This window comes from Amycolatopsis sp., assembly GCF_036008905.1.
Classification (GTDB): domain Bacteria; phylum Actinomycetota; class Actinomycetes; order Mycobacteriales; family Pseudonocardiaceae; genus Amycolatopsis.
In genome coordinates, this window is record NZ_DASYMU010000111.1 from 1 (window position 1) to 26,956 (window position 26,956).

Sequence of the window (26,956 nt, forward strand, 5' to 3'; positions counted from 1 at the left end):
TCGCACGGCAGTGGTGTTCCGCGACGCGACCGGTAAAATCGTGGGTGGCGACCTCGTCCCGCCCGATGGCAAGGGCAATCCGGCTGGCAGCCCACAACAACCCCCAGCGAGCCCATCATGCTCACCAGGCGAGCGCAGCACATGGATCGTGCCGTTGCAGGACATACCACAGAACGCGGACGATAAACGAACCGAACTGTACTCATACTGCGATCTCAACGTTCCACGGTCCGATGTGAACGACGTGTACTGACGGTTCACCGCATGCGTGACGACCAGGAGGGGTCAAGCCTTGCACTGGCAGCCGATATAGGCGTTCGCCGATCTCGGCCTTGTGTCTTCCACCCTCGTTGGTGAGGAACCCGGGCCGGGCTGCACCAGTGCTCGAGCGTGGCCACCTTCGACCAGGGGCCGCTCAGACTCGATCGAGGATGTAGTGGTGAGACAGGACCAGGCCGGGGAAGTCGGCTCACTCGGCCAGCAGGCGCAGAGCGCGCTCGGAGGCTCCGGGGCCGAGGAACGTGAACTCGCCGAGATCTACGACGAAATGGGCCTGTCTGACGGCGCCTTATTGTCAGCGCTCATGCAATTTGGTTCTGGCACGGGAAGCGTGACCCGGCGACGGTCGGTGATCGTCGTTGGTGATCATGGTCGTTTGTGTTTGATACCAAGCTGTTCCAGGCTGTGTTCCCGCATCTGGCCGGGGTCGTTGTTGATCAAATCGAGGTCGTGGACGGCACGCTCCTGATCAGCGCGCGGCCGCGTGGCATGAGCGCTGTGTGCCCGGACTGTGCCTCGGTCTCGGTCGCCGTGCACAGCCGTTACCAGCGGCAGTGTGAACGCTCACGTAATTCGGATCTGGCCCATATTTCGTGATCGAGTTAGCCCTCGTGGCGTCACGCGCGGAGCAGATGACCTTGCGTAGAAGGTCGAAGTTGGCGCAACCAAATAGTTCCTCTTGATCATTTTGATTCTGGTCACGTTGCCCTCCGCGGCGCCAGAGCTATACGGGAGTGTGAGTCCATTGAGGACCGCTGTGTGGTCGCGCTTGAGTCCTCGGACGAAGCGTAGGTCGTCGGCGTCGACCTGGGCCATCCAGGCGGTCCAACGTGCCCGCGGTGAACCAGCACAACCTGGCAACCACCTGACCAGTAACCACTTGTTGCCACTCACGACCCCACCTCACCAGCGGAGATGTCCGGCAGGACCGTCGCCGGGACGCGGTGACGGCCGCCTTGAGCGGCCGAACTCCACAGGGTGGCCAGCACGACATCGGAGACAAGTCGGAGTGCACTTTCTCACCGACAGTGCCGGAGGTCCGGGCGGGCTCCGACGGACCTTCCGTCGGCTCGGGGAGGTCGTCGTCCGGCGTATAGCCCCGACAGTGGACGGGGTCGCCGAGCAGTTCTTGCTCGTAGGTAGTCAATTCCGGGCGGTTCATGAGGTCTCCACGGCGGGCTGGTTCTGTTCGGGCGGCAGGAGCAGTTCGAACATCTCAAGATCGACAGCGCGGAGATGTAGTCCGGCGCTTCCTTCGATGGGCCGGACGAAACGGCCGTCCGGGGCCATGATCCACCCGGTCTGCAGGACGCGTTCTCCCAGATCGCGTTCGCCGGGAACCGGCCCGCATCACCGTTCACGCAGGAATTGGTAGGTGATCCCGGGAAGCACGAGGAGTACCAGCATTCCCAGTTGAAGCGCCGTTGAGGGCGTTTGGCCCATTTCTCTCCCCCCGGCGAACCCTTGTGCATCGACGACAGCCGAGAGCACTTACTCGGGCACAGGCAGGGACGGCCAGGCCGTCATTGAGCCGTCGCCGGTTACGGGGCGGGCAGTTCGTCCGCCTGTGGTGAGGTTGCCGGGTCCTGGGCGAGCGCGGCATAGGTTGTCGGCCGGTGGCGGCGTAGCCACCAGGCGTACCCGAGACCGGCGAGGGCGGCGACGGCGATCAGCCAGGGAATCGAGGTGACCGCGGCGGAGGTGGTACCGGTGAGCACGGCGAAGTTCCGCACCACGAGCACGGTGGCCGTGACCAGACCCACGAGTCCGATGGCCGGCGCCAGCCCGGTTCGCCACCAGTGCCGATCCGGGCGGCGCAGGAAGAATCCGATCACCGCCGCCGTCGCGACGGCCTGCAGGACGATCACGCCGAGAGTGCCGAGCCCGGCCATGCTGGTGGCGAGGTTGAGGTAGGGGTCCAGTCCCGCGACGGCGAACGCCGTTGTGACGACGATGTTGACACCGGTCTGCATGAGGCTGCCGCGGCTCGGTGAGCGGTGACGTGGGTGCAGCCGGCCGAGCCCGCCGGGCAGGACGCGATCACGGCCGAGGGCGTACATGTACCGGCTGCTCGCGTTGTGCAGCGCCAGCAGGGAAGCGAACAGGCTGGTGCACAACAGAACCGACATGATCGTCGTCATGGTCGTGCTGACGTACTGGTCGTTCACCGTGAACAGCAGGTTGCCCAGTTCGCTACCGGCGGTGGACCGGACGTGGTCGACGCCGACGGCTCCGACCGTGGCCCAGGTGGTGAAGCCGTAGAACACGGTGATCACGATCAGCGCCGCGTAGGTGGCCAGCGGCACACTGCGCTTGGGATCGCGCGCCTCTTCGCCGTAGAGCGCTGCGGACTCGAAGCCGACGAACGCACCGAAAGCGAAAAGCAGCGAGATGCCGAAGCCGCTGTCGAACACCGTGCCGGGGGCGAAGGACGTGAGGGGGAGGGCACTGGCTCCTTTGTGGCCGAGCACCGCGAAGTCGAGGATGAGCAGAATGGCGATCTCGGCGACCATCAGGGTGCCGAGCACTTTGGCGCTGAGGTCGATCTGGCGGTAGCCGAGAAGCGCGGTGACGGCCACCGCGACACCCGAGTAGAGCTCCCATGGCAGGGTGAGGCCGGTCTGCTGCGCGACGACGAGCCGGGCGAAGTAGCCGAAGGCGCCGACGAGTTGAACTGCGACCGCGTTGTAGGAGATCACCGCGATCAGGGCGCACGCCACGGCCGGTGGTCTGCCCAGCCCCCGGCCGATGAAGGTGTAGAACCCGCCGGTGTTGGTGATGCGGCGGCTCATCGCCGCGTAGCCGACGCCGAAGCAGAAGAGGACGACGCCGGCCAGCACGAAGGTACCGGGCGTGCCGGCGCCGTTGCCGAGGGCGAACTGCAGCGGGACAACGCCCACCATCGCCGCCATGGGCGCGGCCGCCGCGACGACAAGGAACACGATTTTCGGGGTGGTTAGCCGGGGTCTACGCGGTAACTCGCCACCATCGACGTGGTTGGTCATGGGAGTCTCCTGACTTCTCGGAAGAGACGACTGCGGATCAGGCGTCTGCCGCGTCGATTCCGGCGGCGAGACGATCGAGGATGGCCAAGCTGAAGCCCGCGGTGGCACCGCCGTCGATCGACAGTGCCTGCCCGGAGATGAGCGGACAGTCGTCGGCGGACAGGAAGTGCAGCAGCGCCGCGACGTCCTCCGCCGAGCAGATCCGGCCCAGCGGCGCGGCCGTACGGGCGAGGGCGGCCTCCAGTTCGCCGCCGGGTTGCGCTCGGAGCATGGGCGTGTCGACCGACGTCGGGCAGATGCAGTTCACCCGGATTCCCAATGGTCCGTACTCCAGCGCTGCGACCTTAGTGAGTGCGATGACCGCGGCTTTCGAAGCGGCGTAACAGGCATAGGTCGGCAGGCCGACGAAAGCGGCCAGCGACGAGACGTTGACGATCGCGCCACCGTTGGTCATGTAGTTGACCGCGTGTTTCATCGTCAGCAGCACGCTGCGGGCGTTCGTCGCGAGCATCCGGTCGAATTCCGCGATCTCGATGTCGGGCAGCGCCGCCTCGCTGGTGACGCCGGCACTGTTGATCAGGATGTCGACAGGCCCGGACGCGGCGGCGCGGGCCAGCAACTCTTCGACGGCGTGCTCGTCGCTGACATCGGTCTCGACGTAGCTGCCGCCGATCTCGCGGGCGTAGTCCGAGGCGTCGGTGCGGTCGGCGAGGACGACTCGCGCACCGGCCAGCGCGAACCGGGCCGCGGTCGCGCGCCCGATGCCGGAGGCACCGCCGGTGATCACGGCAGTCTTGCCGGCCAGGGTGAACATGTCCATGAGCTAGACCCCGACCTGCGAGGCGGCGCTCCGGCGCAGCCGGTCGTGGGACTGGTCGTCCAGCGCCCGAAGCCCGAACCTGTCCCGCAGCTCGGCGAGAACATGTTGGTAGGTATGGGTTTCGACGTAGTTGGCGTGGCGGGGGGTGTCGATGTAGTGCATGCCGCCGCGTACGTCGGGCTGGTCGGCTCGCTTGAGTTCGGCCAGCCTGCGCTTCGTCTCCCCGGTCGCGGCGACATCGAACGCGATGAGCTGCGCCATCTCGTCGAAACGGTGATAGGCGGCGTCGGCGAACTCGATGAACCCGAGGACATAGAGGGAGTCGATCTCCCGGCTGAACATGTTCAGGTAAAGCTGGGGTTGTCCCCGGTTCCACCGGAAAAGGTCTTTGTCCACATAAGGGATCGCGTAATCGTAGCCCGTCGCGAACAGCACTAGATCGACCTTTTCCCTCGACCCGTCCGCGAATACCACGCTGTCGCCACGGAATTCGGCGACGTCGCCCTTGGCGGTGATGTTGCCGTGGTTGAGGTGATGGATGATCTGGTCGTTCACGATCGGATGGGACGACAGCGCGGCGTGGTCGGGCTTGGGCAGTCCGTACCGGGTCAGATCGCCGACCAGTGCGTCGATGAGCTCACTGGGATCCTCGGGAGCGGTGATGCCGGGCGGTGGTGAGCCGCCTTCGTTGATGAACACGTCCAGCGGCACGCCGAACACGTGTTTGGGGATATAGCGGTAGCCGCGCCGGACCGACAGGAACGCGGCGTCGGCGTTGAGCGCGGCGTCGCAGGCGATGTCCACACCGGAGTTGCCGCCGCCGACGATCAGGACGCGCTTGCCCTTGAACTCCTCGGGGTAGCGGAACGTGCCGGAGTGCCGGGCTTCGCCGGTGAAACCGTCCAGCCCCGGGTAGGACGGCAGGTTCGGGTGCCAGGTCACGCCGTTGGCGCAGACGAGGTGGCTGTAGGTGTGTTGCCGGCCGTCGGCGAGCCGGACCTGCCATCGGCCGTCGACGAGATCTGCCCTGTCCACACCAATGTCGAGCGTGGTGTGGTCGTAGAGCCCGTACTCGCCGGCGAACGCGCGGATGTAATCCCGCAGCTGCCGATATCCGGGATAGTCCGGATAGTTCTCCGGCATCGGGTAGCCGTAGAAGTAGGACGTGAACTTCGACGAGATGAAATGGGCGGATTCATAGACGGGGCTGCCTGGGTTGTCGGGGTCCCAGATGCCACCCACGTCGCTGTGCCGTTCGTAGAGATCGAAATCGATGCCCGCCTCGAGCAGCGTTCGGGCCATGATCAGGCCGGACGGTCCGGCGCCTACGACACAGACCTTGGTTGTCGGTGAACCTGTCACGGTTCCTCCCAATGGGTTTCCGCGTTGGGGATCTTCTTTTATGCGCTGGGCGCAGGAATGCCCGCGACACGTCACTCCGGGACATCGCCGAATCTCGTCGTCGGTTCGCGCGGACTGACCGTGGTCGCAGAAGCATGAACTAGGGCAAGCGCCCTAGTCAAGTGCCCTGGTACGATTGGTTTCGGATTCTCGCGACCCGAACGGAAGGACCGCACTTGTGGCAAGGCTTCCCGTCGCCCAGCGCCGACGGCTATTGATCACCGCGGCAGCGCGAGTCATGGCGCGCGACGGCATCGCACAGACCACGACCCGCGCGATCACCGCCGAGGCCGACATGCCACGCGGCTCGTTCCACTACTGCTTCCGTTCCAAGGACGAACTTCTTCGCGAACTGATCACCGTCGTCGTCGGGGACATGGTCCAAGCCGCGCGTGCGGCGAGGATCGACGGAATGAACGTGTGCGACAGCCTGCGGGCGGGGCTACGGGCACTGTGGGAGTCCGCGATCGAGCATCCCGATGAGCAGTTGGTGACCTACGAGCTGACCACCTACGCGCTGCGTGATCCCTCGACCGCGCAGCTGGCGCAGTGGCAGTACGAGTCCTACTACCGGCAGGCCACCGACTACCTGGCCTTCGTCGCCGACGAGACCGGTGTGGAGTGGACCGTGCCGATGCGCACGCTGGCCCGGCTGCTGGTCACGGTGACCGACGGGCTGTGCCTGAACTGGCTGACCGACCGGGATACCACCGGATGCCGCGACGCTCTCGACGCGTTCGCCGTCCAGCTCGCCGCGATGAGCCGCCCCCTGCCGCCGACGTAGCGTCCGACGACCACTAGGCCCAGATCGGTCCGAGTCGTCGGGCCGCGCGCCGCACGTCGGAGTAGGGGCGAGTGGAGCTCTTGGCCAGGCTTCCGATGTTGACCCCGACGGCGCGGGCGATGACCATGCGGGCGACCATTCTGAGGTCCTGGTAGCGAATCTGTGCACCAATCCAGGAGACCGCGTCAGCTTCGGGCTTCCAGACCGCGTCGTAGCGAGCGCCTACGGTTTCCAGGGTGCCAGCGGCCAGACACTGGTCGAGCACCATCGCCGACTCCAGGGCCGCGTTGCCGCCCTGGCCGACCGGCGGGAACGCGGCGGCGGCGTCGCCGAGCAGCACGGCCCGGCCGCCGTAGAGGTGGGAGCAGGTCGCGCGCTGTCCCAGGTGGACATACTCCCGCCGCGAGAACTCGGTGATCGCTTGCTCACTGGTCAGGTCCAGCACGCGCGGGCAGTGCTTGCGCAACCACGTGGTGGCCTGGACAGGAGAAGCGAAGGTGACCGGTTTGCCCAGTCCGATCACGCACAACCAGCGCACACCGTCCGGCTTGTCCTCGTCGCGAATCACGGCCGCGAGGGTGAGCGGGTTGACCGCGAGCCCGTTCAAGCAGTGCTTGTCCAGCTTCTCGCCGACCTGGTCGAGTTCGAGCAGGAGCCCGTAGTTGGGGACGGAGGACGTCTCGACGGTGAATCCCGCGACCTGGTCCCGCATGGCCGCGCGGACGACGGAGCCCGCGCCGTCGGAGCCGATGACGAGGTCGAAGCGCCGTCCGGCCACCTCGCCCGCGGCTACGTCGACGGTGCGCACATCACTGTGGAACACGAAGTCGATCATGTCGTGGTGCCGGTCCTCGACGACCGACATCAGCGCCCGCGTGATGTCTCCGCGCGAGCCGATCCAACCGGGCTCGGTCCACGGGTCGAACAACCGACTCCGGCCTCTGATCCCGTTGAACGGGGTCAGGTGGGCGTCGAAGTGCGCGAGCCCGTCGATGTGCCTGACCGCTTTGAGGCCGTGCCCGGTGATGTCGATCGGGTACGAGCGATCGGGGTTGAAGCGAGGCATGCGCTCGGGATGGTCGTCACGCTCGAACACCGTTGTGCGGATGCCCCTGCGGGCCAGTGCGATGGCGGCCGTCAGCCCGCCGGGGCCGCCCCCGATGATCGCGATTTCTGTCACGACAAGCCTTTCGTTGGTTGGGCATCACGACCGCTGAGCGCACGTTCGTGTGCTGCGACTCGTGCTTGAACTTCTCAACTACTCGGGATCACCAGGTCAGAGGCAGGGACTTGAGGCCGTAGACCGGCGAGAGGACCCGAAAGTCGATCTGTTCGAACGGCAAGGCCAACCGCAGCGTCGGGAAGCGACGCAGCAGCGCGGGCAGCGCGGCCTTCAGTTCGATGCGGGCCAGTTGCTGACCGAGACACTGATGGGCGCCGAAGCCGAAAGCGAGGTGCGGGACCGGCTTGCGACGCACGTCGAGTCCGGCGTCCCGGCCGACCAGCCCGGGGTCCTGGTTGGCGGCCAGGATCGACAGCGACAGTCGTTCACCGGCCGCGATCTCATGGCCGTTGACGGCCAAGTCGGTTGTCGCGTGCCGGCCGATCTGGCCGACGATGGACAGGTAGCGCAACAGCTCCTCGACCGCGGGGGTGGTCACCTCGTCGTCGCGGACGGCGGCGAGCTGCTCGGGGTTCTGCAACAGGGCCAGGGTGCCCAGCGCGATCATGTTGGAGGTGGTCTCGTGCCCGGCGATCAGCAGCAGGTTGCCGAAGCCGATCAGCTCTTCGTCGGTGACGTCGTCGCCGTGCTTGCCGACCACCTCGCCGAGCAGACTGTCGCCGGGCTCGGCGCGCAGCCGGGCGACAAGTTCGGCCATGTAGGCGTACATCCCGGTGTAGTTGGCGATCTGTTCCTCCGCTGTGCGGGTGAAGTCGAGCAGAACAGCGCTGCGGTGCTGGAAGTCGGCACGGTCGGTGTAGGGGACGCCGAGCAACTCGCAGATCACGAGGGACGGGATGGGCAGGGCGTACAACTGAACGAGGTCGACCACGGGATCGGCCTCCTGCATCGCGTCGAGCTGCGCGGACACGATCCGCTCGATCCACGGCCGCATCTGCTGCAGCCGGCGGACGGTGAACGCGCCGGTCAGCATCCGCCGTAGCCGCGCGTGTTCGGGCCCGTCGTAGCTGAGCAGGAAACCGGGCTGGTTGAACAGGGTGCGTGGTCCGTCGGGGTCGACGACGTTCGCGCCGGCAGCCAAGTGCTCGTGCGCGAACACCGCGCGAACGTCGGCGTAGCGACTGACGGCGCGGACGTCGAAATGCCCGAGGAACGGATGCTCGCCGGAGATGCTCGGGAGGTCGCCCTGCTCGCGCAACGCGGTCAGTTCGGATGCCGGCTCGAAGGGACAGCTTTGCGCGCGGCGGCCGGTCACCAAGAGAGCGGGGTTCTTTGGATCTGTCATGGTCCGTTCCCGGTGCGTTAGTTGGGTTGCTGCCCGCGGGCCGTGAGCCCTACGAGGTCGGCACTGATCTGCCACAGGCGTGCCGCGGCGGCCTCGTCATAGGAGGATTTGCTCGAGGCTTTTGGCTTGCTGTTGACGAAATACTTGCCGGTGATGCCTTCGGCGGCGGGTGAGGACGCCAGGTAGATCGACGTCGCCGCACCCTGCTGCGGCGTCTTCAGCAAGGGCCGAGCCAGGGAAAAGGCGAGCTTGAACAGCAGACCGGGGTCTTCAGTGCCGATTCCGGTGCGGACACCGCCCGGATGCAGAGTGGTGGCGCTGACACCGGTGCCGTGCAGCCGGCGTGCCAGTTCATAGGTGAACATGACGTTGGCCAGCTTCGACTCGGCGTAAGCCCGTTGCGCCGAGTAGCCGTGCTCGTCCTGCAGATCGTCGAAGTCAATCCGTCCGCTGCTGTGGGCGGCGGACGCGACCGTCACGATCCGGGCCGGGGCGCCGGCCTTGAGCCGGTCGAGGAGCAGGTTGGTGAGCAGGAAACCGGCGAGGTGGTTGACCGCGAAGGTGTGCTCCTGCCCGTCGGCGGTCAACCGGCGGGTGGCCCAGAACCCGCCGGCATTGTTGACCAGGACATCCAGGCGCGGGTAGGCGTCCAGGATCTCCTGAGCGAGCTGCCGTACCGCTGCCTGCGAGGACATGTCGGCGGCGAACGGGTCGACCGCCGGATTGCCTGCCGCCGCCGCGATGCCGGCCGCCGCGTCCCGGGTGCGGGCGAGGTCGCGGCCCGTAATGGCGACTCTGGCACCCAGCGCGGCCAGGCCCAGGGCCGTGGCTTTACCGATACCGCTGGTGCCGCCGGTCACCAGCACGGTCTTGCCGGCCATCGGGCCGGTGCCGCCGCCCGTCATCGCTGACCTGGACGGTGGTGGAGCGCGAGGTGGCGGCGGAGCAGATCGTGTCCGTAGTCACCGCCGTTGGGTGTCCGCACGATGGTGTGCACGTGGAACGGCTCGGGCTGATCGTTGTCCAGGAAGACCCCTTGGTGGCAGTCGTACTCGATGAGGACGACGGGACTGTGGACCCGGTAGTAGAAGGCGTCATCGCTGCCGGCGCCGCCGATCCACGAGATGTGCGTGTCGTCCAGGTGTCGCTGGACGTCCTCCAGCACCGCACCGGCGGGACCGGCCGGCATCCGATGCGCGTAGGTGCGCACCAGAGCGAGCAGCATCTCCTGCTGTCCGGAGGACATGTTCGCCGCCCGCAGTCCCTCGTAGGGGATGACTCGGTTGTCCTGTCCGGCGCCGCCCCGGTGCCGGCCGTCGGCCAGATCCGCCAAATCGGGCGGCAGGTCCTGCACCCGGATCGACTCGTGCACCACGGCCAGGCGAGCTTGCTCGGGGCGCAGGCTGCGCCGCAGTTCCAGTCCCGCTTCCCGCTGTGCGTCGAACAACCGTGTCCCGTTGTAGGTGCCGCGATCGGCCTCCACGGGCTCAGCGCCCATGAACGTCGGGGTGAGCACCAGCTGCCGGCCAAGAATGAAACAGTGCACGTCGAGGTGGTGTCCCCATAGCTGCCAGCCCCACGGCTCGGTCGACGACGGAGTGCCGAACAGCGCGAAGTAGTAGCCGTACTCGGTCAACGTGTCGCGGTACTGGTCGATCAGCTCGCCGAGCGCGGCGTTGAGTTTCATCGCCGCCCGGGCGTCGGCGTAGCCCTCGTCGGACAGGCAGGCGCGCATGATGGCCAGCGCGCGGTCGCGTTGTCCGGGCTCGACGTCTTCCAGCCGCAGACCGTGCGGATCCCAGGTGGGGAACGCGTTGATCCACATGCGCCACTCGGTCGCGTCGATCTCGAACACGACGGTCTTGCGCTGCACGGGGGTGAGACTGTCCAGAAAGGACGATGCGGCTTTCGCCGCCGGTTCGGGATCCCAGCCGGTGTCGCGGAGGTTGAACAGGTCGGGCACGACGCGCCCGTCGGTGGTGATGCCGGTGAACGGTTCCTGTGCTGCCTCGGGCACCTGCGGAAACAGTGCTTTGACCGCTGGCGGGAAGGAAGAGATGTCCAGCAGGCCGTGGCTCAACGGGAGCACTCCGGCGGGACGCGGGCCGAAGCCCCGGTAACGACCTTGTTCTTGTTCGGCCATCAGACGTGCTGTCCTTTCAGGCCCTCGCGCACCTCGTCGAAACGAAGGGTGGCCGCTTCGGTGAGCAGTTGCAGGTCGGTCGATATCGTGATCATCCGGAATCCCATGCCGGCGCACTCGATCGCTTGTTCCGTTGTGCCGCAATGGATCCCAGCGATAATTCCGCGCCGCGAACAGCCGGCCAGGATGGCGGCGACAGCCTCGGCGTGGACGCCCGGCGTCACGCCGAGGGACGGCGCGCAGCCCAGGCTGGCCGCGAGGTCCGCCGGGCCCACGTAGACGGCGTCGACACCGCGCACGGCGCAGATCTCGTCGATGTTGTTCACGGCGGACTCACTTTCCGCCATGACTATGCACGCGGGCCGGCCTGGTGGCCGGCGAATGGGCCCGATGCTCCGATTGCCGTCCGGCGGGTAATTGCAGGACTGGACGGCGCGCTCGGCGTCCCGGCGATCGTTGACCAACGGCACGATCACTCCCGCGGCGCCGCAGTCGAGCGCTTTGCTGATCAGGCTCGGTTCGTTCGCGGCGACGCGGACGAGCGGCGCCGATCCACCGGCGGAGACGGCTATGAGGCTCGCGACCAGATTGGCGTCGTCCACGATCCCGTGTTGCTGGTCGAGACAGACGTAGTCGTGTCCGAGGAGGGCGAGCTGTTCGGCGAGCACCGGAGTGTTCACCATCGTCCAGGCGCCGCACGTCGTGGCACCCTCAGACCAGGCCTGCACCAGGCTTGTCATGGCGCGACCCGCGTCGTGTGTTCCACCGCGCGCAGCTCGACGGAGAAGTCCCACGGTTCGCCGTCGGCGTCCGTCTCGGTGAGCTCCGGCGGCGGTGGCGCGATGATCGTGAGGTGCCGCTCGGCGTCCGCGCCCGCGTTCCACTGCCGGTGCGGAACCCCAGCCGGCAGAACGACGAGGTGCTGCGGGCCGACGGTGAATTCCGTCAAGCCGACCTGCACTCCGAGCAGTCCTTCGAGAACCAGGTAGAACTGATCGAACTTGTGGGTGTGCAGGCTTGGACCGGCCGCCCCGGCCGGCAGGCCCCCGATGTAGATCAGCGCGTTCTTGGAGTCTTGCTCGGGCCCGACCAGCGGCGTGACCGTCATTCCACCTTCGAGCGACATCGTCTGATCCACGGAGGGCTTGACCACGGCGTAGGGAAGGTCGTGTGCGTCGTCCGACTCGGCGAAGGTGAGCATCGGCCGGATTCCGGCGCTGCCGGGCGCGATGACCTCCAGGTGTACTTCGGTCTCGTCCCCCTCGTTCCAGTTGTGGTGGGGGACACCGGCGGGAATGAATATCGCGGAGTCGGCGGCCGCCTTGTGCTCGTCCTTGCCCAGCTTGATCGTCGCTTCCCCGTGGGTGACGAAGTACAGCTGGTCCGACGGGTGCACGTGGTTCTCCGGCCCCCGCGCGCCGGGCGGTACCCGAGTGGCGATCAGGGCGCAGGTCTCGCCGCTGTAAAGGATCTTGCCCTGGTAGTCCTTGTCCCCGGTGATTTCGGCGGAGTCGAAATCGACTGGCCTCACATACTGCACGACTTCCTCCTGTATCGCTCTACGATACGATTACATATCGCATCATGATACGAAGGTAGCCCGCAGACACCGAGCCGTCAAGCTGGGCGCCGGAGGTGTCAAGATGGGCGACGTGAGCGAATCAGCCGACGGCGACCTGCAGGTGGACGGCGAGATCGTGGCCGGCCGCCCCGGTGGCGTGCAGCCGATCCAGGCGGTGCAGAAGGCGGTTGCCGTGCTGAACCTGTTCACGTCCCAGGAGCCGGAGCTGACGCTCGGGGACATCGCCGAACGGCTGGACATGTCCCGTGCGACCGCCCACCGCTACCTGATCACGTTGCGGGCCACCAACCTTCTCGCCTACGAGCCCTCGCGAGGGGTGTACACGCTCGGCGTCAAGACGCTGGACTACGCGGCGGTCGTCCATGATTCGGCGAAGTTCGCCAGCGCCTTCGTCCGGCGGACCGAACCCGTTCTGCGGCGGCTGTCGGAAGAGACGAACTACACCGCGGTCGCGTCGGTGTGGAACGGCGACTGCCCGGTCCTGGTCCGCACCGGTATCCAGGTGCGGCGGATGGTCGTGATCGCCACCATGCCGCTGTACTCCTGCCTTCCGGTCTTCGACTCGGCACAGGGGCGCCTCTTCCTGGCGTTCTCAGAGGACGCGCGACGCACTCACGCTTCGGACCCGCGTCTGCGGGAGCTCGAGCCGGAACTCGAACTCGCGCGCAAGGAGCATTTCGCGTCGCACGACGTGGCGGAGGACGGCGGCACGACCACGATGGCGGTTCCCGTCCTCGTCGACGACACACTGGTCGGCGTGATCGCGACGCTCGCGTTCAAGACCACCGTGCTGGAACCGGACCGGCTCATGGCGCGGAAGGCCCTGACTCGAGCCGCCGCCGATCTGTCGGCCCGCGTTCGCGCCGACGCGACATAGCTCAGTGCGTCGGCGCGCCGATCATTGCCGGGTACACCTGGGCGGGTCCCGCCTCAGCGCGTGGCGCACGGATCGATCAGGGAGCCGTCGCTGACGTAGGTGTCCCATTCCGCCGCGCTGATCGGGGTCCCCCTGGTCGCGCAGATCCGCTTGGCGACCGCCTCGGGATCGTTCTGCCAGACGACATTCGGCGCGTTCGCGACACCGGCCGCGACACTGTCGCCCTGTGGACTGAAGGCCACCGAGGTCACATTGTCGGTAGGGCCGGAGAAGGTCGCGGTCAACGCGGGATTGCCTGGATCGCTGATGTCCCAAGTGGACACAGTGCGGTCCCAGCCGGCGCTCGCGAGGCGCTTCCCGTCCGGGCTCAACGCCACCGAGGTGACCGTGTTCGTGTGGTCGGTCAGCGAACTGAGCAGCGTGGGCGTTCCGGTGACGTCCCACAGCTCCACCGCGTGGTCGTCGCCGGCGGTGACTAGGGTGTGCCCGTCCCGTGCCAGCGCGATGCCCCGGATCGGGGCGGCCTGACCGGCGGACACCTTCGCTTTGGGCACCACGTGCAGCGGATCCGACACGTCCCACAGCCGGGCCGTACCGTCGTAGCTGCCACTGGCCAGCGTCTTCCCGTCACCGCTGAACACCACGGAACTCACCACGTCGGCGTGCTCGCCGAGCGGCCGGCCGATCGGCGTCACGTGCCGGGGGTCCGATACGTCCCACAGCCGGATCATGTGGTCGTCGCCGGCACTGGCGAGCGTGCGACCGTCCGGGCTGAACGCCACGGATTCCAGTTGCCCCGACGAGGCGTCGACAGTGGACAAAGCGACGGCGTGACGTGGGTCGGAGACGTCCCACAGCCGGACGGTGTGGTCATAGCCGGCATCGGCCAGCAGCCTGCCGTCCGGGCTGAAGGTGACCGAGGTGACCGCGTTGGCGTGCGGGGGCAGCGTGGCCAATTCCGCCGGGCGCCGTGGATCGGCCATGTCCCACAGGTGAACCGTGCCGTCGTAGTGCCCGCTCGCGAGCACACTGCCGGACGGGTTGAACGCCAGGCTCCAGCCGGACATCGCGTGCCCGTTCACTTCGGCGGCCCGCACGTCCCACACGGTCACCGCCCAGTCCGCCGCGCCGGTGGCGATCTGGGACCCGTCGGGGCTGAACGCCACCGCGCGAACGGTCGCGGGCGCGGTGAAGGTGGCGACTTGGAGCCGCGCGTCGACATCCCACAGCAAGGTGTTGTGATCGTCGCCGCCGGCGGCGACGGTGTGCCCGTCCGGGCTGAACGCCACCGCCTCCAGGAAGCTGGTCGCGCCGGTCAACGTCGTGACCGGTGTGTGGCTCGCGGTGTCCCACAGCCGGACGGTCCCGTCGTAGCTGGCGCTCGCGAGCAGGTGCCCGACCGGGCTGAACGCCACCGCCGTCACGGCCCTGGTGTGCCCTGCGAGCACCCCGGCCGGCGTCCCATCGGCGGCGTTCCAGAGTCGGACGGAATTGTCGTAGCCGCCACTGGCGATCAGCTTGCCGTCCGGGCTGAACGCCACCGAGGTGACCGCTTGCTCGTGGCCGGCGAGCACGAGGGGCGAGCTCAGGCCGCGGGAGTCCACATGCCACAGCCGAACCGTCTTGTCGGCACTGGCACTGGCGATCTGCTTGCCGTCCGGGCTGAACGCCACCGCGACCGCGCTGTCGGTGTGCCCGAGCCCCGTGGCCAACGGGGCCGGGTGACGTGGATCGTGCACGTCCCACAGCAGCACGCTGCCGTCGGCGATGCCGGCCGCCATGAGCCGGCCGTCCTTGCTCAGCGCCGCCCCGAACGCGGCGCTCGCCGTGGGTACGGTGGCCAGCTCGGTGTGCGTCTTGCCATCCCACAGCCGGACCGTCTTGTCCTTGCCGGCGGTCGCGAGCAGCGTTCGGCTGCCGTCGAACGCCAACGCGGCCACCCCGCCGGTGTGCCCGAGCAGCCTGGTCGCCGACGGCACGCCGGAGGTCGTGAGCAGGCTGCTGCGGGCCTGCGTGGTCGGCGAGATGCGATACGCGGCAAGGCTGAGCTGCGCCGCGAGCGCCGGATCGGCGGCGAGGATCGAGTTCGCCCGCAGCGCGACCTGACGGGAGGTGGCGTCGGCCCGTTCCCGCAACGCCGTGCTCCGCTCGGTCAGTGCGACCACCGTTGACGTGACGGCGACCAGCAGCAGCACGGTCAATCCGGCGACGAGTTGGCGCAGCCGTCTGGTGCGGCGCACGGCCGTCTGCCGTTTGCGGTCCTCCCGCGCTTCGCTCGTCGTCAGCAGTTCACGCTCGACCGGGGCCAGCGTGCGATCGTCCGGCAGGGCATCGGCCCAGTTCTTCGCGATGGCCAGTCGCGCGCCCCGGTACAGCGCGGACTCGTCCTTGCCGTCTCGCTGCCATGCCCGCGCGTCCTGGGTCAGCTGCTGGTGCAGCCGCAGTCCCTCGCGGTCGTCCGCGATCCACTGGCGCAGCCTCGGCCACGAGCGCAGCAACGCCTCGTGACTGATTTCGGCGGTGTTCTCGTCCAGCACGACCAGCCGGGCACGAGCTAGCGCGTCCAGCACCGCGACGGCGGTCCCGAGGTCGCCGGCCCCCTCGACCAGGCTGGTCCGCTCAACACGTCTGCGGGTGACCTCCAGGCCCTCGCCGACGTGGACCATGCGCAGCAACATCCGGCGCACCATCTCGCGGCCGAACGGGTCGAAGCGGGCGTAGGTCGTGTCGGCGGTGGTGGCAATGGCCTTGTGGACACCGCCGACCTCGGCGTAAGCACGCAGGGTCAGCCGATTGCCCGCACGGACCTGCCAGATCGCCAGCAGGGCGTGTGCGAGCAGCGGGAGCGGGCCGCCGGTGTCCTCCTCGGCGCCGAGATCGCGCAGCAACAGGTCGGCCAAGCCGGGTTCCAGTTCGAGCCCGGCCAACTGCGCCGGCCGCTCGATGGCCTCCCGCAGCGACGCGCCGGTCATCGGGCCGACCACGAGCGCGCGTTCGAGCGACGCCACGAGTTCGGGGTAGTGGGCGCAATGCCCGTAGAAGTCGGCGCGGATCCCGAGGACCACCGCGACCGGTGGGACCGGCACGTCCTCGGTCGGCGTGCTCAGTGCGCTCAAGGCCCGCACGAACGTGCGGCGCTCGCTTTCCTGTTCGCACAACGTGAACAGCTCTTCGAACTGGTCGATCACGATGACCAGTCGCTCGCTTTCCTGGTTGTCGAAGGCGTGCGCCAGTTCGGCGGGCTGGTGCTGGAGGTGGCCGTGGATCTCCGCCGGCGTGCGGCCGGTCGCCGGGGCCAGCGCCGAGGCGAGTGTCTCCACCGGCTTGTTGCCGGGCGTGATCAGCAACCACGACCATCGACGGGGTGTCGCCAGGTCCATGCCGTCGATCGCCGGCACCAGCCCGGCGCGCAGCAGCGAGGACTTGCCCGAACCCGACGCGCCGACCACGGCGATCGGGCCACCGTCCGCCTCCGGATCACCGAGCCGGTCCACCAGCGTGGTGGTCAGCTGCTCCCGGCCGAAGAAGTACTGGGCGTTGCCGACGGAGAAGGACAGCAACCCCGGGTACGGACTGCGGTCGCTCATCGGTGGCGGCACGTGTTCGGCGGGCCGGGCGACCCGGCGCGTTGCCGGTCCGGCCAATGCCGGATCGTTGACCAGGATCCGCTGGTAGACCTCTTGTACCTCGGTCCCGGGATCGACGCCCAGTTCGTCGGCCAGCGTCCGGCGGAGTTGCTCGTGTTGCTCCAATGCGTCGGCCTGGCGGCCGCCGCGGTACAGCGCGACCATGTGCCGTGCGCGTAGCCGTTCCCGCAGGGGGTTTTCCGCCACGGCCGTCGCGAGGTCGACGACGACATCGGCTTCCCGGCCGAGCCTCAGCAACGCCTCGGCCCTGTCCTCGATGGCCGCCAGCCGTAGCTCCTGCAGGCGCGCTCGCTCGTTGTCGGCGAACGGACCCGGTACCCCCGCCAGCGGTTCACCCGGCCACAGCCCGAGGCCCTCGTCCCAGCGACCGATCGCCCCTTCGGCATCGCCGCCGGCCAGCAATTCGGTCGCCCGGCGGAAGGCGTTCTCGAACCGCCAGCTGTCGATGCCCTCCGGTTCCAGCCGCAGCCGGTAGCCCGATCCGATGCTGGTCAGCACCGATTCCTTCGCGGGTATCTTGCGGCCTCCGGCCAGCGTCTGCCGCAGCTGGGAGACGTAGGTGTAGATGCTGCCGCGAACGCTGCTCGGCGGCTGCTCCCCCCAGATACCGTCGATCAGCTCGGTCCGCGAGACCACTTGGTTGCGTCGGGTCGCCAACTGCGCGAACAGCGCCTGCTGCCGGGGCGGCCCCAGCTCGAGTTCACGTCCGTCGATCGTCGCGTGCGGTGCTCCCAGAAGATCAACGAGCAGCATCGGGCGAGTATAACCAGGCACCCTGTCCGGTCGCGGCCTCGATGGATCACCGGCATCCGGACCCCGAGGTCGTACTCGGTCACTGGGATGTCGGCTTCGGGCATCGCGTCGAGAACCGTTGCGACGAAGGGATTCCACCACCTACGCCAACAGAAGTCACTGCGACACCGAAAGCCGTTCCCAGCACAACGCGCGTTGAGCCCGCTGGAGTTGGCGTCCAACGGTCAGTTCGGCCGAGTCGAAGTTCACGTCATCCGCACGTGGACACGGGGGTTGGGTAAGATTCGACTACGGACTATCGGTGGGGGGCATGATAGTGACAGACCAGTTCGGCGTGTTCCTACGCCAGTTCCGCCGACAGGCCGGGCTGACCCAGGACGAGCTGGCCGCTCGGTCGGAGATCGCGGTGCGCACCATCCGGCGGTTCGAGACCGAGGCGCGCGCCAACCCGCAGTTGAGCACTGTACGCCAACTGGCGGCAGCACTCGATTTGTCCACATCGGACCATGCGAAACTGCTTGCCACGATAGATAAGCGCGCACCGCCGCTTACCCAACCGCCCACATTGGACTCACCGGCAGCGCTTGCCAAAGCGGCGGACGTCCGGCCCGATCCGGCGCGATACCTGACGGCGAACGAACGCGAGCTGCTCGAAGCGGCCGATGAGCTCGCCGACGTGGTGCGGGCCCGGTGGCAGCAGGAGGAGATCCGGCGCCGGATCCACGATCCCGGCCCGTTGCCGGTGCACTGGCGCTCGGCAGGCGCCGAACTGGCCGACCGCGACGCACCGACCGACCTCGCCGGCACGCTCGACGAAATCGTGTCCCGCTACCGACGCGTTCCGTCCGGCAGGCTCGTCGTGCTCGGCAAGGCCGGCGCCGGCAAGAGCATGCTCGCCGTCCGGCTCGTCCTCGACCTGCTCAAACCGTCCACAGTGGCCGGTGCGGTCCCTGTCGTCATCGGCATCAGCTCATGGCATCCGGTCAAGACGTCCTTCCACGACTGGCTGGTCACCCAGCTGACCCGGTACTACCCCGGCCTTGCCAAACCGAGCCGCAGCGGCTCGACGCTCGCCGCCCGGCTGATCGAGAGTGGCCGGATCCTCCCGGTGCTCGACGGCTTCGACGAGATCGCCGACGGGCTGCACCAACCGGCCCTCGCCGCCCTCAACCAGATCGCCCTGCCGCTCGTGCTGACCAGCCGACCTGACGAGTACCGGGACGCGGTCAAGGCCACCAAGGTGTTGCGCGGCGCGGCCGCCGTCGAGTTGGCCGACCTCACCGTCGCCGACCTCGCCGACTATCTGCCGCGCACCGCGCGCAAGGCCGCCAGCGACGCGGTGACCAGTTGGGACCTGGTACTGCGCGAGTTGGCCGAGCAGCCGGACAGCCCGCTGGCAGCCGCGCTCACCACCCCGCTCATGGTCGGCCTCGCCCGCGCCATCTACAGCGACACCGCCGCCCGCAACCCGGCCGAACTGCTTGAGACTGCGCGGTTTCCCACCGTGGAGAGCATCTCCGACCATCTGTTGACGAGCTTCGTGCCCGCCGCGTACCGGCGCCAACCGCTCGATCGAGCCGTAGGCCTTGACCAACGCTGGTCGGTCGAGCAGGCCACGCGCTGGCTTCGGTTCCTCGCCACCCACCTGACCAGGCGGCGCACCACCGACCTCGCCTGGTGGGAGTTCGGTACCGCGCTGCGCTCCTGGCCACGAACACTGGTGCTCGGCCTGTTCGCCGGCGTCATGGCCACCATGGTCGACTGGCTCGTGGAAGGTGCCGCCAGCGCGTTCGGGGTGCAAATCGGGACCAGCCCGTGGTTTGTCTCCGGTCTGCTGATCGGTTTCCTCGCCGCCGTGCTCATGGTGATCAGCTACGGGTTGGTGATCGGTCGCAAGGTGCCGGTGCCGTTGTACCTCCGGATCAGCGTCCGCGGCGGCGGGCGGCGGCCGAGCGCGAGAACGAGAACCCGGCTGCGGCTCGGCGTCCTCTGCGGGTTCGTGTTCGGTGTCTGCCTTGGCACGGCGCAGAACCTGCTCGAAGTGGTCACGACCCGATCCGCAGCCGCGTTCGTGGTCTGGACGGTTGACGCGATCATGTTCGGGCTCGTCTACGCGCTCGGGGTCGCACTCGTGTTCTGGTTCATCGGCATGATCGTGGCTCCGGTCGACCTCGCGTCAGCCGGCAGCCCCGCCGACCTGATCCGCGCTAACCGCACGATGTTCGTCGGCCCGACGCTCGTGCTCGCACCGCTTTTCGCCGGATTCATCGTGGCCACGGCCGAGGTGCTGGACGCGCTCGACGCCGGTCGGCCGTTCGGGCTTGAACTCGACTGGGCGCCGTCGCTCGTCGTCACCGCCGGCCTGATCAGCGCGATCGGCGGCGGCATCGGTTACGTGCTCGGCATGACCCCGTGGGGCCAGTGGCTGGTGTTCGGGCGGATCTGGCTGCCGTTCACCGGGCAGCTGCCCTGGACGGTGGTCGCGTTCCTTGAGGACGCTTGCCAGCGCGGCGTGCTCCGCCAGTCCGGTCCGCACTACCAGTTCCGGCATGCCCGCCTGCAGGCTCACCTCGCCGCCTCGGATCGGCCGGGTTCCACGCGCCGTCGAGCGGCCAGACCGGTGGGCCGGAGATCGCGTCCGGGGTGAACGGCGGTCAACTCGTGGACATTTCGCTGAGCACCGCGCCGAATCGTTGTCGCGCCTCGTCGTCCATGCCATTCACCAGACCTGCGCTTGACAACAGGCTCTCCGCTGTCTGTTCGCTTTGGTCGATCAGGCCAAGCAGTTCCTGCTGCCACGTTTCGCCGCATTTCTTCAGCGCTTCCGTGGTCAACCAGCCAGGATGCCGCTCCACCGCCACGTTGGTGCCGGCGAACAGAGTGTTGATGTTCCCCTTCGACGCTTCCGCGTCCGTCCTGATCCGGTCGGCGATCAGCCGCACCGCTTCCGGCGTCATGTTGATGGTGTCGTCTTGCCGTGGCGCCATTCGCTCGTCTCCTGGCATTCGTTGCCGAACCTGGTCAAACCCAGTCCGGGTGCGGGCGAACGATGATCGGGGTGTCCGGCCCGTTCTCGATGTTGTTGTGCGGTACCCGGTCGTTCAGGCCCAAGCTGGACAGGCTCGGCGTGTGCTGCGTGTATACGACCTCGCCATCCGGCATGACCGCGGTAACAACGGCGGCGTGATGAATGCTTTCCTCATCCTTGAAGTAGACGATGTCACCCGGTTTTGCCTGCTCCACCGGAACGGTTTCACCGCCATGCCGCAGCATGTAGTCATGATTGTTCTGCGCCGCCCCCACGGCTCGGAGTGGTCTTTGTTGTTGGGCAAATAAGGCCGGTCGCCAGGCTCTCCTCGATTCGTGTACCAGTCGTCGGGATTATTCCAACCCTGACCGTCACCTTCTTCTGGCAGGCCGCCGCCGTCGCGCATCGCGTGCGAGACGAAGTTCGTGCAGTTGGACATGCCAGGAACGTCCTTGTGGGTAGTGTCGCCATGCTCGGCCACCCAGCGGAGCATTTCGACCCGGTTCAAGCCGTCGTTTCCGATGAGCTCCTTCCGGACGTTGTCCGGAGTCCCCTTCATGTCGTGCAGCTCGACGGGAGCCGCCTTCATGTACTGCTCCTGCTGTTCCTTTGTCAACGAGTTCCACCAGGCCGACTGCGTATCCGGATCGGCGTCCAGCGGCATCGTTTGCTTGATCATTTCCAGGGTGCTGCCGGTGGCGTCTCTTACCGACTTGTTGAGCACTTGGTCGCGGAGCTCGTCCTGCGTGAGCACCTCGGTGATGCCGGCCGGTTCGGTCAACCTGACCAGGCTTGCCGCCGCATCCTTGTCGATCTCGGTGGCATCGCGCACCGCGTCCGCGATGAGCGCACTGGACTGCTTCGCTCGTTCAACCAACTGCTGGTCCTTCGTGCCTGCCGGTACAATGACCTGTCCGTTGGCGTCGACCGTCAGCCCTGACCCGACGGCGAAGTCGACCGCGGACTCAAGGTTCCGTTTGCACAGGGCTATGGCGTCGGCGAAGCCGTCCAGGGTGGACAACACGCCGCGCATGGACATCCCGGCCGCCTGGAAGTCCTGGGCAACCTTGCGGATGGTCTGCCGTGCCTTTTCGCCAACCTCGTCGGCCCAGTTCTCCTTAAGTGCCTTTCCATCACGTTCGTAAAGGTGGTCCGCCGCCGCCTCTGCCTCCTCGGCCAGCTTGAGCCAGTCGTCGGCCGTGACCGAGAACGACTGCGGATCAACGCCCATCAGTTGTTGATAGGTAGTCATTTGGCCCGCTTTCCCGGTGGCTCACTGGCTGGTTGCCACTCGGGTGTCGCGCCGATGACGCCGGAGGCGGCGATGCCGACCTGATCGTCGGCGGCGAACGTGTCACCTTCGGCCTCGAGCGGGTAGTGGCGCTCGTGCTCGGTGTCCTCGGCGCCCTGCCCCCTCGCGCCGGCGCCCGTGGCCATCGGCCCGGTCGGCCCACCGGCCGGCGAGGCGTCGTCGTCGGCGGTGGCGACCTGCCGGCCCGCGGTCATTTCTTTCGGCTGGCCCGCGAAAACGGACCTGCCCGGGGCCAGCCGGCTCGGCGGCCGGACGCCCGACGCGCTGGTGTTCGACGCCGCGCCGGCCATCGGGGCCATGCCGCCAAGCGGAACCGTGCCCGCGGTGCCGGTCGACGGGCTGGGCGTCGACGGGGTCCCGACGGTCGAGCTCGGCGTGCTCAGCGGGGACGCCGCAGCGCCGGTCGTCGCACCGGCCGGCAGCGAAGCGGCCTGGTTGATACCGCTGGGCGGGCCGGCGGTGGCACCGGTCGGGTCGGCCGCGCCGGGCGTCGCCGGCTTGGCTCCGGTCGACGTGGCGGCGTTCTCGGTCGCCGGGTCGCCGGTGCCGGTCGGCCGGCCGTGCTGGGTGGCCGTCTTCTCCCCGCTCTCAGGGGTGTTCGACGGTGTGCCCGTGGTCGCTGACGCGTCGCCGCCTTCGGCCAGTTTGACCAGCTTCTGCAGCAGCTGGGCGACCGTGTGCACGATGGTCAGCACCATGTTGACCAGCTTCATCAGGTTCATGCCGTTGGCCAGCAGGTTCGCCATGACTTCGGCGATCTCTCCGCCGTACTTGGTGGCGATCGCGACGCAGGCGCCGATCGCCTCGACGATGCTCGCACCCATGGTCAGTGGGGCGCGGGCGATGCCGTCCGCCATCACCGGGACCATCTCGCCGACCGCCATACCGATCTTCTGGGTGATTTCGGTGAGCGCCTTGACCACCTCCTCGCCCGCGCCGATGATCGCGCCGGAGATCGTTTTGGCCGCCTCGGCAATCGCGGTGATGCCTTCGGCGAACTGAGCGCTGGTGACCCGGTGCCCCTCCGCGGCCTCGCCGGTCCAACCGCTGGTCTCGGTGGTGCTGGTCTGGCGGAAGGTGTCGGCAAGCGTGCGGATGTCCGCCGCCGCGGTGGCCATGCCCTGCGCCGGCGTGCTCACCGCGCCCGAGTCGCCGCGGAACTCGTCGAGTGGTTTGGCCAGGAACGACACGTGTGGGGTCAGCATGCCGACACCCGCGCTGGTCAGGTTCGCCAGCGGGTTGGCCGACGAGATGAGCGCGCCGAAGTCACCCGGTTTCGGGAGGGCGGCCAAGCCACCGGTGGACCATTCCCGGTCAAGCACCGCATTGGACACTGTGGACAGTTCGGTCAGCAGCTGGCTGGTTGTCTTGTCAGTGCTCATCGTTGGTACTCCTGGGCGAGCCGGCTGGCGGAGTTCTCGTCGGTGCGCTGGTACGCCTCCGCGGCGCGGCGGATGGCGACGCTCATCGTGTCCACCGCGGCGGACACACCGCCGATCGCGGCGCCGGATTGCCCGATCGCGCCGGACAGTCCGGCGGTGAGGAACTGGGTGAACGTGCCGAGCGCGCCGTCGGCCACGCGGTCCGGCGCCCGGTCGGACACCCCGGAAAGCTGGTCGGCGATGCTGGCGATCGTGTTGGCATGCCAACGCAACTGCTCGATGTCGACGTCGAAGTCACTCATTCCCGCACCTCCGGGCTCGCGAAGTACTCGTCGTCGTCCACAGTGGACTGACGAGGGCGGCGAGCGCTGGCCGGCGTGTTGTCCACTTCGCCCGGCAGATGCGCCTTGACCAGATCAAGCGCCGCGCTCGGGCCGACGAAGTCGGTCATGATCTCGGTGATCTGCCCGGCCGCCGACTGCTGTGCCGCCTTGGCCGTCGCCACGATCAGTCTGGCCAGCGCATCCGGTTCGAGGGCGCGGGCGTGCGCGGTCAGCCGGAGCCGCTCCAGCGCGCCACTCACGCCGACCCATGCCTCGACCTCGCCGCGCGGGGCGATGGCATGCCCGCCGACCTGGCGCAGCCGGGCGTTCGCCCGGGCCGCGCCGTCCGCCGCACCGGCCAACTCTCGTTGGTAGTCGGCCAGCCGCTGTTCTGCACTCACGATGGCTCCTTTCCTGTGTTCGATTCCGCGACACCGCTCGCTACCCGGCGGGCGAAGCGGTGAATATCCTTCGGGCGCAACGGGTTCACGCTCACCCACCCGTCCCGGTCGTGGTCGATCCGGACTCTCCCGGATGGACTGTCCAACCAGGAAAGTTCGGCGGTGCGCCGACCGGCGCTGGTCGCGCCGAGTTGGCCCCGGCCGGTCACCGTTGGCAACAGCACGGCCAGCCGGTCCAGCTCGTCCGGGTCACCGCCGGCGGCCCTGGTCAGCGCGCGCAGCCGGTCCTGCGTGACCTCCTCCGGCTCGCCCGCCGCCGAGGACGCCGCGACCAACACCCCGGCGTCCAGCGAGATCGGCACCACAGTCGCGCCGGCCAGCTTTGGCAGGTACCCGAACAGCTCGTCGGCCAGCTCGTCCTGCCCGAGCCGCGTGACCGCGACCCGGTTGGCGTGTGCGTGCGTCAGCGATTGCCGACACACCAGCGCCGCCGACCCGCACCGCAGCGCCAGCACGCCGACCGGGCCGTCGGCGATACCGGTCAGCACCAGGTCTACGGTGCTCCGCCGAGTCCGCAACGCGGTCACCAGCTCGGCCGCCAGGCCAGTCGGTCCGGCGTCGTCGGCGAGGCCGCGCGCGGTCAGCGTCGCGCCCGCCATGGCCAGCACCGCGGTGCGTTCGGCGCCCGTCCGGCCGTAGCACGGCACCCGCACCGGATACGGCATCCGCACCCCGGCGTGCGTGGTCAATAGGTCGAGCTCGGCAAGTCCGAAGTGAACGGTGTGGGTGCGGGAACTGCCCGCCGGCTCGCCGATCGAGTCGCTGGTCGCGATCACCGGAGCAGCCCCCCGACCACGCCCGTGGCCGTGTCGAGCGTCGTCGCCGCGGCGTCCATTGTGGACGACACAGTCTGGTCGAAGTCGAGGTAGCCGGCCAATGCCGAGACCAGCGACCGGTGGTAGTCGCGCAGTTGGGTGTCCGCTGCGCCGAGCTCGCCGGTCAGCCCGGCCTGGCCCGCTGTGGCACGCAACCGGTCGGCCAGCGCCAGCGCGGGTGGCGCGGTGCCGAGCAGTGGTGACCGCTGCCCGAGCCGGTCGGCGGAGGCCACCAGCTCGGCGATCGCGTCCGCGACGTCACCTACCGTCTTGACCAACGCGTTCAGTTCCTCAGGCGCGACCGCGTAGCCACGTCCCGATGTCTTGTCTGGCATGTCGTCTCCCCATGTGATTCGGGTGGAAGCGCGTCGCCGGTCATTCCCCGATGATCGGTTTGCTGGCCGTTCGCTCGTCGGCGAACAGACCCGTGTTGACATTCGGTTGTCGCCGCTTGTGCTCCTTGTCCCCGTCCGGCACCGTGGCCGGGGACAGAAACGGCGAGAATCCCGCGCCGCCGGCACCACCTGGCACGCGGCCAGACGCCAGCAGCTGGTTCATCGCGGTGCGCAGCGCGATCCCGCCCGCACCGGGCGGCAGCGGGCCCCGGCCGAGCGCGCCACCCGGTTCCGGCACACCACCGTGAGTCAGCTGGGACCACGACATGCCGCCGCCGACACCTCCCGGCACGCCCGGACCGACACCGCCCGGCACGAAGCCGGCCGTTTCCGTCAAGCCCGTCAGGTCCGCGCCGCCCGCTGTGGTCCGGACGGGCGGCGCGATCAGCGCATCGCTGCCGTGCAGGCTCGACTCGTAGCCGCGCATCACCTCCACCGCCCGCGACCTGCCGGAGCCGGTGAAGAAGTCGGTGTCGAACATGCTGGTGCCGCCGGTGGACACCGCCCCGACCGCGAAGACCACGCCGCCGCTCGCCGCGGTCTCGGCGCCGGAGCCACCGCTCGTCGCGGTGAGCGCCGACTGTCCGAACGGAGCCGGCATCATGTTCCTGGCCAGCGCGAGCGCATCCGCCGAATCCTGTGCGGCCTGCCGAACCTGGCCTGCCCTCGCGCCGATGGCATCGATCAGCTCGGCCAGCTGATCGATCCGGTCGGCCGCCCGCTCGGAGGCCTCCCCCTGCCAGTTCGCGGTGAGCGCGGCGCGTTGCTCGCGCACCGTGTCCGCGTGGCCGGTCAACACCTCGGCGTGCCGGCCCCACTCGGCGGCGATCTCGCTGACGTCGCCGACGTCCGCCTGGTCCCGCAACATCTGGTACAGCTGTTCGTGGCTGTAGGCCGCCCAGTTCGCCGGGCCGAATGAGGCGCCCTCGGCCGTGCCGGTCCCTTCGTCCAGATTTTCGGTACCGGCCAACATGGCGGTCAGCATGGCGACAACGGCCTGCCCCGCGACGTCGATCTCCGTCAGCACCGCCGTGACGGCGTCGGTCATGTCCGCTACACCAGCGGCGACCGTGTTGGCCATCGCCGCGACCGGGTCGTCGATCATCCACTGCGCTCCCCACGAGTTCGTCCGAGCTTGTTGCCATCAATGCTCGGATCGTCGGGGCGGCCATCACCAGGTTACCGACCGGCCATCCATGTCCGGTCCCGTTGACCTGCATAAACTGACTTGGCCGGCGCCGCCCGGAGGTTCACTCGCGACGCCGAAGGCCATGTCGCCGCCACCGGCGCTGTCAGTCGCTACCTCTACGACGCCGACGGAAACCGCCTGCTCACTCGTAGCCGAACCAGCGGGAGAGGTGGTCGTCCAGGTCCTGCTGATCGTCGCCGATCCAGGCGACGTGGCCGTCGGGGCGTAGCAGGACGCACGGAACATCCAGTACCGCAGTGGGATCCGCGAGGTAATCGACCCGGTCTGACCA

The 26,956-nt window shown here is 68.2% G+C and carries 24 protein-coding genes and 1 pseudogene; 5 read left to right on the forward strand and 20 right to left on the reverse strand.

From position 1 onward, the window contains the following. Together VGP60_RS20605 and VGP60_RS20610 are read left to right on the forward strand one after the other, a co-directional pair. Nucleotides 1-253, forward strand: a pseudogene (locus VGP60_RS20605) (hypothetical protein); the annotation flags it as partial. A gap of 404 nt (nt 254-657) precedes the next feature. Beyond that, nucleotides 658-876 carry a hypothetical protein gene (locus VGP60_RS20610; RefSeq protein WP_327549673.1) on the forward strand — a complete coding sequence of 73 codons (219 nt, stop codon included), beginning with the start codon at nt 658-660 and terminating at the stop codon, nt 874-876. Nucleotides 877-1,629: 753 nt separating this feature from the next. Here VGP60_RS20610 and VGP60_RS20615 read toward each other — a convergent pair. The 4 genes from VGP60_RS20615 to VGP60_RS20630 form a co-directional block, all read right to left on the reverse strand. After that, entirely contained in the window at nt 1,630-1,722 is a 93-nt protein-coding gene (locus VGP60_RS20615) for a DUF6338 family protein (RefSeq protein WP_327549674.1), read from the reverse strand. Between the two features lie 98 nt (nt 1,723-1,820). Beyond that, entirely contained in the window at nt 1,821-3,284 is a 1,464-nt protein-coding gene (locus tag VGP60_RS20620; protein ID WP_327549675.1) for an APC family permease, read from the reverse strand. Between the two features lie 37 nt (nt 3,285-3,321). Continuing rightward, a complete protein-coding gene (locus tag VGP60_RS20625; protein ID WP_327549676.1) occupies nt 3,322-4,104 on the reverse strand; it encodes an SDR family NAD(P)-dependent oxidoreductase in 783 nt (260 codons plus the stop codon). 3 nt (nt 4,105-4,107) lie between these two features. Next, entirely contained in the window at nt 4,108-5,466 is a 1,359-nt protein-coding gene (locus tag VGP60_RS20630) for a flavin-containing monooxygenase (protein WP_327549677.1), read from the reverse strand. 217 nt (nt 5,467-5,683) lie between these two features. On the opposite strand from VGP60_RS20630, the gene VGP60_RS20635 reads away from it, so the two are divergent. Then, nucleotides 5,684-6,289: a TetR/AcrR family transcriptional regulator gene (locus VGP60_RS20635; protein WP_327549678.1), complete on the forward strand. Its 606-nt coding sequence runs from the start codon at nt 5,684-5,686 to the stop codon at nt 6,287-6,289. Nucleotides 6,290-6,302: 13 nt separating this feature from the next. On the opposite strand, the gene VGP60_RS20640 is transcribed toward VGP60_RS20635, so the two are convergent. The 6 genes from VGP60_RS20640 to VGP60_RS20665 form a co-directional block, all read right to left on the reverse strand. Continuing rightward, nucleotides 6,303-7,469 (reverse strand): FAD-dependent oxidoreductase, encoded by a 1,167-nt coding sequence (locus tag VGP60_RS20640; protein WP_327549679.1) that lies wholly within the window; start codon nt 7,467-7,469, stop codon nt 6,303-6,305. 88 nt (nt 7,470-7,557) lie between these two features. Continuing rightward, nucleotides 7,558-8,757 carry a cytochrome P450 gene (locus VGP60_RS20645; protein WP_327549680.1) on the reverse strand — a complete coding sequence of 400 codons (1,200 nt, stop codon included), beginning with the start codon at nt 8,755-8,757 and terminating at the stop codon, nt 7,558-7,560. Between the two features lie 17 nt (nt 8,758-8,774). Beyond that, a complete protein-coding gene (locus tag VGP60_RS20650; RefSeq protein WP_327549681.1) occupies nt 8,775-9,662 on the reverse strand; it encodes an SDR family oxidoreductase in 888 nt (295 codons plus the stop codon). Further along, complete coding sequence (locus VGP60_RS20655; protein WP_327549682.1) at nt 9,659-10,900, reverse strand: DUF3500 domain-containing protein; 1,242 nt, start codon at nt 10,898-10,900, stop codon at nt 9,659-9,661. The genes VGP60_RS20650 and VGP60_RS20655 overlap by 4 nt, the downstream gene beginning before the upstream one ends. Then, the gene (locus VGP60_RS20660; protein ID WP_327549683.1) at nt 10,900-11,640 is read right to left on the reverse strand and encodes an HpcH/HpaI aldolase family protein; all 741 of its coding nucleotides are present in this window, start codon (nt 11,638-11,640) and stop codon (nt 10,900-10,902) included. The genes VGP60_RS20655 and VGP60_RS20660 overlap by 1 nt, the downstream gene beginning before the upstream one ends. Further along, nucleotides 11,637-12,440: a cupin domain-containing protein gene (locus VGP60_RS20665; RefSeq protein ID WP_327549684.1), complete on the reverse strand. Its 804-nt coding sequence runs from the start codon at nt 12,438-12,440 to the stop codon at nt 11,637-11,639. Before VGP60_RS20665 ends, VGP60_RS20660 begins: the two co-directional genes overlap by 4 nt. A 112-nt stretch (nt 12,441-12,552) precedes the next feature. Between VGP60_RS20665 and VGP60_RS20670 the strand changes: the two genes are divergently transcribed. After that, entirely contained in the window at nt 12,553-13,359 is an 807-nt protein-coding gene (locus VGP60_RS20670; protein WP_327549685.1) for an IclR family transcriptional regulator, read from the forward strand. 53 nt (nt 13,360-13,412) lie between these two features. Here the strand turns inward: VGP60_RS20670 and VGP60_RS20675 are convergent, their stop codons facing one another. Further along, a complete protein-coding gene (locus tag VGP60_RS20675; RefSeq protein ID WP_327549686.1) occupies nt 13,413-17,759 on the reverse strand; it encodes a BTAD domain-containing putative transcriptional regulator in 4,347 nt (1,448 codons plus the stop codon). Nucleotides 17,760-18,069: 310 nt separating this feature from the next. On the opposite strand from VGP60_RS20675, the gene VGP60_RS20680 reads away from it, so the two are divergent. Beyond that, a complete protein-coding gene (locus VGP60_RS20680) occupies nt 18,070-20,406 on the forward strand; it encodes an NACHT domain-containing protein (RefSeq protein ID WP_327549687.1) in 2,337 nt (778 codons plus the stop codon). A gap of 7 nt (nt 20,407-20,413) precedes the next feature. Here the strand turns inward: VGP60_RS20680 and VGP60_RS20685 are convergent, their stop codons facing one another. From VGP60_RS20685 to VGP60_RS20725, 9 genes are all read right to left on the reverse strand, one after another. Further along, the gene (locus VGP60_RS20685; RefSeq protein ID WP_327549688.1) at nt 20,414-20,746 is read right to left on the reverse strand and encodes a hypothetical protein; all 333 of its coding nucleotides are present in this window, start codon (nt 20,744-20,746) and stop codon (nt 20,414-20,416) included. 114 nt (nt 20,747-20,860) lie between these two features. Then, on the reverse strand, nt 20,861-22,039 hold the full coding sequence (locus VGP60_RS20690) for a hypothetical protein (protein WP_327549689.1): 1,179 nt from the start codon (nt 22,037-22,039) through the stop codon (nt 20,861-20,863). Beyond that, complete coding sequence (locus tag VGP60_RS20695; protein WP_327549690.1) at nt 22,036-23,481, reverse strand: hypothetical protein; 1,446 nt, start codon at nt 23,479-23,481, stop codon at nt 22,036-22,038. Before VGP60_RS20695 ends, VGP60_RS20690 begins: the two co-directional genes overlap by 4 nt. Continuing rightward, nucleotides 23,478-23,783: a type VII secretion target gene (locus VGP60_RS20700; RefSeq protein ID WP_327549691.1), complete on the reverse strand. Its 306-nt coding sequence runs from the start codon at nt 23,781-23,783 to the stop codon at nt 23,478-23,480. Before VGP60_RS20700 ends, VGP60_RS20695 begins: the two co-directional genes overlap by 4 nt. After that, the gene (locus VGP60_RS20705) at nt 23,780-24,205 is read right to left on the reverse strand and encodes a YbaB/EbfC family nucleoid-associated protein (protein ID WP_327549692.1); all 426 of its coding nucleotides are present in this window, start codon (nt 24,203-24,205) and stop codon (nt 23,780-23,782) included. Before VGP60_RS20705 ends, VGP60_RS20700 begins: the two co-directional genes overlap by 4 nt. Next, entirely contained in the window at nt 24,202-25,041 is an 840-nt protein-coding gene (locus VGP60_RS20710; RefSeq protein WP_327549693.1) for an ESX secretion-associated protein EspG, read from the reverse strand. The genes VGP60_RS20705 and VGP60_RS20710 overlap by 4 nt, the downstream gene beginning before the upstream one ends. After that, complete coding sequence (locus VGP60_RS20715) at nt 25,038-25,415, reverse strand: hypothetical protein (RefSeq protein ID WP_327549694.1); 378 nt, start codon at nt 25,413-25,415, stop codon at nt 25,038-25,040. Before VGP60_RS20715 ends, VGP60_RS20710 begins: the two co-directional genes overlap by 4 nt. 40 nt (nt 25,416-25,455) lie before the next feature. Then, the gene (locus VGP60_RS20720; RefSeq protein ID WP_327549695.1) at nt 25,456-26,580 is read right to left on the reverse strand and encodes a hypothetical protein; all 1,125 of its coding nucleotides are present in this window, start codon (nt 26,578-26,580) and stop codon (nt 25,456-25,458) included. Between the two features lie 226 nt (nt 26,581-26,806). Beyond that, a partial coding sequence (locus VGP60_RS20725) for a hypothetical protein (RefSeq protein WP_327549696.1) occupies nt 26,807-26,956 on the reverse strand: 150 nt, incomplete at its 5' end.

Excerpts from the sequence above, each read along its gene's own strand:
- VGP60_RS20695 (WP_327549690.1), bottom strand. The coding sequence starts at position 23,481 with ATGAGCACTGACAAGACAACCAGCCAGCTGCTGACCGAACTGTCCACA.
- VGP60_RS20690 (WP_327549689.1), bottom strand. The coding sequence starts at position 22,039 with ATGACTACCTATCAACAACTGATGGGCGTTGATCCGCAGTCGTTCTCG.
- VGP60_RS20680 (WP_327549687.1), top strand. The coding sequence starts at position 18,070 with ATGATAGTGACAGACCAGTTCGGCGTGTTCCTACGCCAGTTCCGCCGA.
- VGP60_RS20645 (WP_327549680.1), bottom strand. The coding sequence starts at position 8,757 with ATGACAGATCCAAAGAACCCCGCTCTCTTGGTGACCGGCCGCCGCGCG.
- VGP60_RS20720 (WP_327549695.1), bottom strand. The coding sequence starts at position 26,580 with ATGATCGACGACCCGGTCGCGGCGATGGCCAACACGGTCGCCGCTGGT.
- VGP60_RS20625 (WP_327549676.1), bottom strand. The coding sequence starts at position 4,104 with ATGGACATGTTCACCCTGGCCGGCAAGACTGCCGTGATCACCGGCGGT.
- VGP60_RS20620 (WP_327549675.1), bottom strand. The coding sequence starts at position 3,284 with ATGACCAACCACGTCGATGGTGGCGAGTTACCGCGTAGACCCCGGCTA.
- VGP60_RS20660 (WP_327549683.1), bottom strand. The coding sequence starts at position 11,640 with ATGACAAGCCTGGTGCAGGCCTGGTCTGAGGGTGCCACGACGTGCGGC.
- VGP60_RS20715 (WP_327549694.1), bottom strand. The coding sequence starts at position 25,415 with ATGCCAGACAAGACATCGGGACGTGGCTACGCGGTCGCGCCTGAGGAA.
- VGP60_RS20675 (WP_327549686.1), bottom strand. The coding sequence starts at position 17,759 with ATGCTGCTCGTTGATCTTCTGGGAGCACCGCACGCGACGATCGACGGA.
- VGP60_RS20655 (WP_327549682.1), bottom strand. The coding sequence starts at position 10,900 with ATGGCCGAACAAGAACAAGGTCGTTACCGGGGCTTCGGCCCGCGTCCC.
- VGP60_RS20650 (WP_327549681.1), bottom strand. The coding sequence starts at position 9,662 with ATGACGGGCGGCGGCACCGGCCCGATGGCCGGCAAGACCGTGCTGGTG.
- VGP60_RS20700 (WP_327549691.1), bottom strand. The coding sequence starts at position 23,783 with ATGAGTGACTTCGACGTCGACATCGAGCAGTTGCGTTGGCATGCCAAC.
- VGP60_RS20685 (WP_327549688.1), bottom strand. The coding sequence starts at position 20,746 with ATGGCGCCACGGCAAGACGACACCATCAACATGACGCCGGAAGCGGTG.
- VGP60_RS20615 (WP_327549674.1), bottom strand. The coding sequence starts at position 1,722 with ATGGGCCAAACGCCCTCAACGGCGCTTCAACTGGGAATGCTGGTACTC.